The organism is Nitrospina gracilis 3/211 (genome assembly GCF_000341545.2).
Lineage (GTDB): Bacteria > Nitrospinota > Nitrospinia > Nitrospinales > Nitrospinaceae > Nitrospina > Nitrospina gracilis.
On record NZ_HG422173.1, the window covers coordinates 2526449 to 2533887 of the forward strand.

At 58.2% G+C, this 7439-nt stretch carries 5 protein-coding genes and 1 pseudogene; all 6 read right to left on the bottom strand.

The genetic code is table 11. From position 1 onward, the window contains the following. The coding region (locus TX82_RS12080; protein WP_042251202.1) for a glucokinase at nucleotides 1-759 on the bottom strand (759 nt) is incomplete at its 3' end. A 4-nt stretch (nucleotides 760-763) separates the two neighbouring features. After that, nucleotides 764-2014 (bottom strand): transaldolase family protein, encoded by a 1251-nt coding sequence (locus TX82_RS12085; RefSeq protein ID WP_005010981.1) that lies wholly within the window; start codon nucleotides 2012-2014, stop codon nucleotides 764-766. Nucleotides 2015-2018: 4 nt separating this feature from the next. Next, nucleotides 2019-3329 (bottom strand): glucose-6-phosphate isomerase, encoded by a 1311-nt coding sequence (locus tag TX82_RS12090; RefSeq protein ID WP_005010985.1) that lies wholly within the window; start codon nucleotides 3327-3329, stop codon nucleotides 2019-2021. 31 nt (nucleotides 3330-3360) lie between these two features. Beyond that, nucleotides 3361-4920, bottom strand: a complete 1560-nt coding sequence (locus TX82_RS12095) for an SPOR domain-containing protein (protein WP_005010989.1) — start codon at nucleotides 4918-4920, stop codon at nucleotides 3361-3363. Beyond that, entirely contained in the window at nucleotides 4901-6964 is a 2064-nt protein-coding gene (locus TX82_RS12100) for a transglycosylase domain-containing protein (RefSeq protein ID WP_005010991.1), read from the bottom strand. Before TX82_RS12100 ends, TX82_RS12095 begins: the two co-directional genes overlap by 20 nt. Before the next feature lie 18 nt (nucleotides 6965-6982). Next, a pseudogene (locus TX82_RS12105) lies at nucleotides 6983-7439 on the bottom strand (hypothetical protein); the annotation flags it as partial.

Consider the following 7439-nt stretch of genomic DNA (forward strand, 5'->3'; position numbering starts at 1 on the left):
ACCGAAACTGCTCACAAACTGGTCCAGCGCCTGCTCACAGGGAAGGAACCCCTGTTCCATTCCCACGCGGGAAATGACTTCCGGCGGGTCGCCGTGTTGCAGCTCCGCCTCCAACCAGTCAGGTGGCGGTTCCGGGTGGCGGGCCAGGAAAAACGCATACAGGGATTCCAGTCCCGACCCGGACAACACATGCTCGACGCAGACCCGATGATACTGTTTATTGAGGAATTGGACAAGCTCTGCTTCAAGGGGAGTCTGGGCGGGAAAATCCACGTGTCCGCCCTCGGATTCAATAATCGCGAAACGGTCACCGTCTTCCACCGGGGCCAGCACCGCCTGCCCCAGTCCCGTACCCGCGCCCAGAATGCCGACGTTGCCGGTGGGGTCGGGCTTACCCACCTGCAATACAGCCACATCCTGCTCGTCAAGGTAGGGAATGGACGCCGCCTGGGCGGCAAAATCGTTGATGAGCGCCACCTTGTCCAGTTGCAGTGTCTTTTTGAGGTCGCGGATGTCCACCACCCACGGCAGGTTGGTGAACTGACAGCGCCCTTCTCGTACAGGACCGGCGATTCCGAAACTGGCGTGAGTCAGGGGCTCGGGTTTGGATTCAGAAAGGAACCGCTCCAACCCGGCCGTGAAATCAGCAAACTCCCGGCTCTTGTAGCGGGATTCGTGAACGATCTCCAGCACCCCCGCTTCGCCCCGAAACAGGGCCAGGCGGAAGTGGGTGCCGCCGATATCACCGGCCAGGATCATGGCGCTATTTCAGAAACGACCGGATGCGGTCGTCCAGCGCGTCCTGGTCTTTGGTGAACGATTGCAGGGCGGACTGCGTCATCAAATCGTCCAGGGCAACTGTTTCCGGCCAGTCGGCGAGCTTTGGAATCTTGCCGTGATCGTAAATCTTTTTGAGATCGGCATCGGAAAAACGGTGGAACAGGTCGACCTTCGACTTTTCGCAGAATTTCACCAGGTCCTCACCGCCCATGCCGTCGAGGTTTCCGTCCTTCAAAAGCGTGTCCACAAATTGCTTGAACGTGTCCTCCATTTGCCACAGACGGGCCACCTGATTGCCCCAGCCGCCGGACATGTCCACGCCAGGCTTCAGGTCGGTATTGAGAATGTTTTTAACATCATCCGGTTTGCGTCCCGACTTTTGGAACTCCTGCATGGCCTTGGGCGGGATGGTCTGCACATCGACGCCGGCGAGCGCCGCCACCTGGTCGCCGTTGCGGATGCTGGCCGCGATGAGTTTCGACGTCACCTGCCTGTCCTGCTTGCCCGCCTCGCGCACCGCGTGCTGGGTGGCGAAGGTGACCTTCTCACCGATGTTCGATCCATCGCCCAGCTTGTTGTCGCCTACCACGGCGTTCAGGCGGCCAAGAAACACGTTCAGGTAATTGGGGTTCGATAACCGGGCGGCCAGGTAGTTCTGCCGTGCGGAAAATCCCAGGGTGAAGTTGATGGGAATACCTTCTTTCCGCAAAGTGCGGACGGCGAGGTAGCCCTCCGGCGTCAACGGGATTTTCACGATGAAGTATTCCGGGCACACCTTGTAGTAACGGCGCGCGTAGTCGAGCGTCGCTTCCAGGTCGCGGGACACCTTGGGATGCAATTCGACGCTCACCTTCACCTTGAAGGCTTCCACCAGACGCAGGGCGATGCGGCAATTGATGACGAATCCCACTTCCCGAACCCGCTCGTCCTCCGACCAGCCGGAGGCGGCGGCGTTGAGCTTCTCCACGGTTTCCTTGATAAGGTCGTCCATGATGCCCGTCTGCACCACCTGGTTGGCGAGGGTGTTGTTGGTTGTCAGGGCGGACAGTTCCCGATGCCAGATTGATTTGGCCAGTTCCAGGTCGCCCGTGTCGATCCACAGTTCGCTTCCCAGCTCTTTCAGCCGTGCCAGCAGGGGGTCGCTTTCATACTGGCCGGAGATATCCCCTCCTTCGATCTTTCGCGCGGCGATGCTGTGCACGAGGTCGTCCAGTTCTTTACTGATGGTACCCATGTGATTACCTCTTTCCGTATCCTGGTTTGTTCAATAGTTGAAACATGTTTTTCTTGTAAAATTCGACTCCCGGCTGATCGAAGGGGTTGACGTGCAACAGGTATCCGGACAGGGCAATGGCCCTTTCGAAAAAATAAAACAACTGGCCCAGTGTCTCCGGCTCCCGGTTATTCAATGTGAGGGTCATGTTCGGAACCCCGCCCGCCAGATGCGCCTGGGCGGTGCCTTCGAAAGCCTTTTCGTTGACGTGATCCAGTTTCTTACCGGCCAGGTAGTTCAGCCCATCCCGGTCGTCCTCCATCTTTGGAATCTTAATGTCGCGGTTGGAGTACCCCACGCGCAGAAACGTTTCGAAAATGGTGCGCCGGCCCTCCTGCATCCACTGCCCCATCGAGTGCAGGTCGGTGGTGTATTCCACGGACGCAGGATACAGCCCGCGGTGATTCTTGCCCTCGCTTTCGCCGGTCAACTGCTTCCACCATTCCGCCACGTACTGAAGCGCGGGATGAAACGACGCCATCACCTCCGTGGTCTTGCCCTGCATATAAAGCAGGTTGCGCACCGCCGCGTAGCGGCAGGCGGCATTGAGATTGAAGTCCGAACTCGCGGTGGCCGTAGCTTCTTCGTCCCGCGCCCCCTGCAGTAGCTTGCGGATATCGATCCCCGCCACGGCGATGGGGAGCAGGCCCACCGGCGTCAACACGGAATAACGTCCGCCCACATCATCCGGAATGACAAACGTTTTGTACCCTTCCGCATCGGCCAGTTGCTTGAGGGCCCCTTTTTTCTCATCAGTGGTGGCGACAATGCGCTTCTTCGCCTCTTCAACCCCCACTTCCTTTTCCAGGGCTTCTTTCAGAATGCGGAAGGCAATGGCCGGTTCCGTCGTCGTGCCGGATTTGGAGATAACGTTCAGACACACGCGCTTGCCCTTCAGCGCATCCAACAGATCCGAAAGGTAGTCGCCGCTGATATTGTGCCCGGCGTAAAGGATTTCCGGAGCGCCTTTGGCTCCACCCAGCAACGGATTGCAGAAAGTGATCGCCGCGCGCGCGCCCAGGTAGGAGCCGCCGATGCCGATGACCACGAACGCATCGCACTGCGCGCGGATGGCGGCGGCAGTTTCCTCGATAGCCGCGATTTCCGCCTCTTCCATGAGAGACGGCAGATGCAGCCAGCCCAGGTAATTGCTGCCCGGTCCCTGCCCGGACTCCAGAAGCTGATGAACCCGCTCGACCTCGCCCTGCATGCTGCTCAGTTCCTCGTCGGAAATGAATAGTTTGATGTTGTCAATATTGAGGGTGAGGTTGTTCATGTGGTTTGGACAGGTTTGAGATGAATCCGATTCAACCGCGTGAGGCTTTGTTTCCGGTCCCCAGCGAGACCAGGAAATAATTACTGATTATATTTTGTTCGACCAGGTTTTGCGCATATTTTTGTGCCTCGTCCACCGAACCGAACTTGCCGATGCGCACCTTGTACCAGTAACCGTTTGATTTCCGCTTCGTTTTCAGCACATACACACCCTGCACCTGTTTGCGTTTCAGGGCGTCCACGATCTCGTCGGCATTGGCCTTGCGATTGACCGCGGCGACCTGGATGGTGTGCATTTTGCTCACGCCTTTTTGGGCCATGTTAGGAGGCGACACGGCGATCGGTTTTGTCGTTTCTTCTTCCTTGGTGCCATCGCCTGGGAGTCCCCCGCCCTGCCCCATCCACACGGCGAGCGCCACACCCCCCATCAAAACAAACAGGGCGTTGAGTTTGTATTTCAGCGGCAGACCGCCGACCCAGTTGAGTCCATCGAACAGTTTGAACACCGTCGCGCGCAGGGCCTCGCGCCCGGCGCGGACCACACCACCCAGTTTCTCCCACAGAGCCGAGCCGAAAGATCGCTCGACCCCTGTCTCGCGGTTCATGCGCTGGACCTGCCGTGCGTCCTCGCCGCGCAACAGCTTCACCTGCTTCCATTTCTCGGCCACCGTGCGATCGCTGGCGGCCGTCATCAACTGCGCCTGCCGGTCCGGGGCCAGCCGCTGAAACACCGCCTCGCACCTCTGGTGCAAAACCGGGTCCACCACGCGGAACCGTTCTTCACAGAAACTGGAAGCGATGAGGTCCTCCAGCACTGTTCTCTGGTCTGGATGCGCACGATCGAGGGCGTTCAGGTAAAACTGCACCGAATACGGGTCCTTCCTCTCCTTTTGAGCAAGAATGGGCACGAGAAAGGCGATGATCTCATCCGACTGCGGCGCATTTTTCTCCAGCGCCTGCAGGAACACCGGCTCGGATTTATTGGAGAACGTCTGCTGGTTCAGGAAGATGGAGACAAGGAAATTCAGAATCTCCCGGTCGGCGTATTTTTCCTTGGTCAGGATGAGCAGCAGGAGATCGATCTCGGCATGTTCGAGGTTCCCTTTTTGAGTCAGCACGGAGACGATCATGTCGCGGTACGCCGTCTCCGACGGGTCCTGCAAAAACGCCTTGAGGTAAATATTGAGCGCCTGTCGGTCTTCCGCACCGATGCTGAGCAGGTACTGAGCGTACTGACGGATGACTTTTTCTTTCAGCCTGCGGCCGTGACCCGGCAGGAAATACGACGACTCGGTAAACCGCAGGAGCGCTTTGAACTTCGGCAGGACCTCCTTCACCGGCATTTGCAGGTCGATCCATTTGAGGCCGTCGAGCGCCTTCATGAAGCGGTGTTCGCCGAACATGCCGAAAACCAGAAAGCCGAAGAAAAGGGAGATCACCACCACGCCCCACTTGATGGGGCGGTCGTCGAAAGTGAGACCGGACAGCGCGATTTCGTGGATGAAAAACAGCGCGGCGAAACCCGCAGTCATCATCAGGAAAAACGAGATGCCGAGACGCACAAAATAGTATTTAAAGCTTTGGTAGAGCATCGTCCTCCATTGGAGCGGGAACGGTGGTCACCTCCCGGTCCGGTGGCACCGGCGGGATCACCTCGGTCTCCGGCGTGACCGGCTTTTCCAGGTTGAGCTCTTCCTTGACCGCGATTTCCATTTCCTCCATCGTCATGAGGTCCGGCAGGTATCCGGTCTTCGTATCGACTTTCTGAAACTTGATGCCTTCCGGCTTGGGAAAGTTCACCCGCCCCTTGCCTTCCAGCGCCTTGTCCATGAAATACGCCCAGATGGGGGCGGCACCGCGCGACCCGGTCAGCCCATTGCCGTTTTTATCAATCACCGGCTGGTTGTTGTCGTAACCCACCCACACACTCGCCGCGTATTCCTTGGTGAAGCCTATGAACCACGCGTCCTTGTAGTCGTTGGTGGTGCCGGTCTTGCCGCCCGAGGGATGGTGAAACCCCAACTGCCGCACCACACGCCCGGTGCCTTCGTCCATGACGCCTTGCATCATGTTGAGAAGCGGATAGACGGTTTTCGACGAGAACCGCTGCACGCCGTGGAAAAAATGCTGGTACAGCACGTTGCCGCGGAAATCCTCAATGCGTTGCACGAAGTACGGTTCGTTGAGGATCCCCTGGTTGGCGATGACACTGTAGGCGGCGGCCATCTCCAAGGGTGATACGCCGGAGGTGCCGAGCGCCAGCGACAGGTTGTCACCCAGCGGACTGGTGATGCCGAACTGCCGGGCCGTCTGGATGACGCGGCGCGGGGTGAGGTTGTACACGAGTTTTGCGGAAACGGTGTTGAGCGAATTCATCAACGCTTTTTTCAGGATGACCGGGCCCATGTACTTGTTGCCGAAGTTGCTGGGTTCCCACGGTTCGCTACCGGGGATTGGGAAGCGGGTGGGTTCGTCCTCCACCACCGTCGCCGGGTGGTAACCCAGTTTCTCAAACGCCGCCATGTACACGATGGGTTTGAAGGCGGAGCCGGGCATGCGGTTGTTCGACACAGCGCGGTTGAACTGGCTCTCTGAATAATTACGTCCCCCCAACAGGGCGCGGATGGCGCCGGTGCGGTTGTCCAGCATCACCAAGGCGGCTTGTAGCGGGTCCTCCAGACCGGACTTCAGTTCCCGCTTCTCCAGGTATTTGAGGTGCGTTTCCACGGAACGGTGCGCCAGTTGCTGAAAGCGTGTATCAAGCGTGGTGTAGATTTTGAGCCCGCCATAATGCACAAACTCCTTACCGTAATCCTCCGCCAGCTTATCGATGACGAACCGCACAAAATACTGGTTCGGGTTGGATTCGATGCGCGGATTGACGAGGCCGAGCTCCATTTGCAGGGCCTTTTCGCGGTCGGTGCGGCTGATGTAGCCTTCCCGTTCCATGCGGGCCAGCACCGCCTGCGTGCGGCGCATGGCACGTTCGGGATTGATGAACGGGTTGGCGTTGTTGGGCGAATTGGGCAGGCCCGCGAGCATGGCCGCCTGCAGGAGATTGAGGTCCTGTGCGCGTTTGGCGAAGTACTCCTGTGCCGCCTCCTCTACACCATAAGCCCCACTCCCGAAGTAAACCTGGTTGCAGTAGGCTTCCAGGATTTCATTTTTAGTGAAGGTGGTCTCCATCTGCAGTGCGACCAGCAATTCCTTCACCTTGCGCACCCAGTCGCGCTCGAACGAAAAGAACAGGTTTTTCGCCAATTGCTGGGTGAGCGTGCTGCCACCCTGCACGATGGCCCGGCGTTGCAGGTTCACATAGAGCGCGCGGGCGAGGCCGATGTGATCGAGTCCGCTGTGCTGGTAAAACCGCGAGTCTTCGACGGCAATGATGGCTTTTAGAAAAAGGGGTGAGATGTTTTCCAGGTTCACCGGGTGGCGCTGGCCGAGGACTTTGATGATTTCGCCATCGGCCGAATAGATTTCGGTAGGCAGGCTGAGATTGATCTTCTCCAAACTATCCGGCAACTGTGGCAGGTCGTCGCGCAGGTTCCAGTACACCCCGGCGGCCACGCATACAAACAGCACGAGCAGGGTGTACAGCACAAATACGGTTTTTTCCAGAATGCTTCGGAGCAAGACGGTGCCTCGAATGATTTAAAAACCCTGCATGAACGTTTCAGGGTCCACGGCGCCCTCGGCGCCCGGCCTTTCAAACTGGGACAGCAAGTTGTTTGCGATTTCGCCGGGAACGGGAGTCAGCAACACATCGGTGAAAAATTCGGTTTCGTACTCGATCCCGAACAAGGGGGATCCGTTACCGCCCACGGGTTCCGGATTTTCCTGCAGACCCACGCGCAGGATGTGGTAGTTGTGGCGGAGGAACCACTGCGGATCCGGAAACAGCGCCTTTTGCGTGACCGGGTCCAGTGTCTTGAAGATTTTCAGAAACTCCGCCAGCGTAAAGATGGTCTCCGCGCGGAAACCCAAGTCCTCCAGTTGACCGCGCTGGACGGTGCGTGTGCTCTGGATTTCCACCAACTGGTCGGAGGAAAGAAAAACCTCGCGGATAGGGTAGTTCTGGTTATCGATGAAGCTCACGGTGATCCACGGA

Bases quoted from the DNA above. Each gene is read 5' to 3' on its own strand.
- TX82_RS12085 (WP_005010981.1), bottom strand. From the start codon at position 2,014: ATGGGTACCATCAGTAAAGAACTGGACGACCTCGTGCACAGCATCGCC.
- TX82_RS12090 (WP_005010985.1), bottom strand. From the start codon at position 3,329: ATGAACAACCTCACCCTCAATATTGACAACATCAAACTATTCATTTCC.
- TX82_RS12095 (WP_005010989.1), bottom strand. From the start codon at position 4,920: ATGCTCTACCAAAGCTTTAAATACTATTTTGTGCGTCTCGGCATCTCG.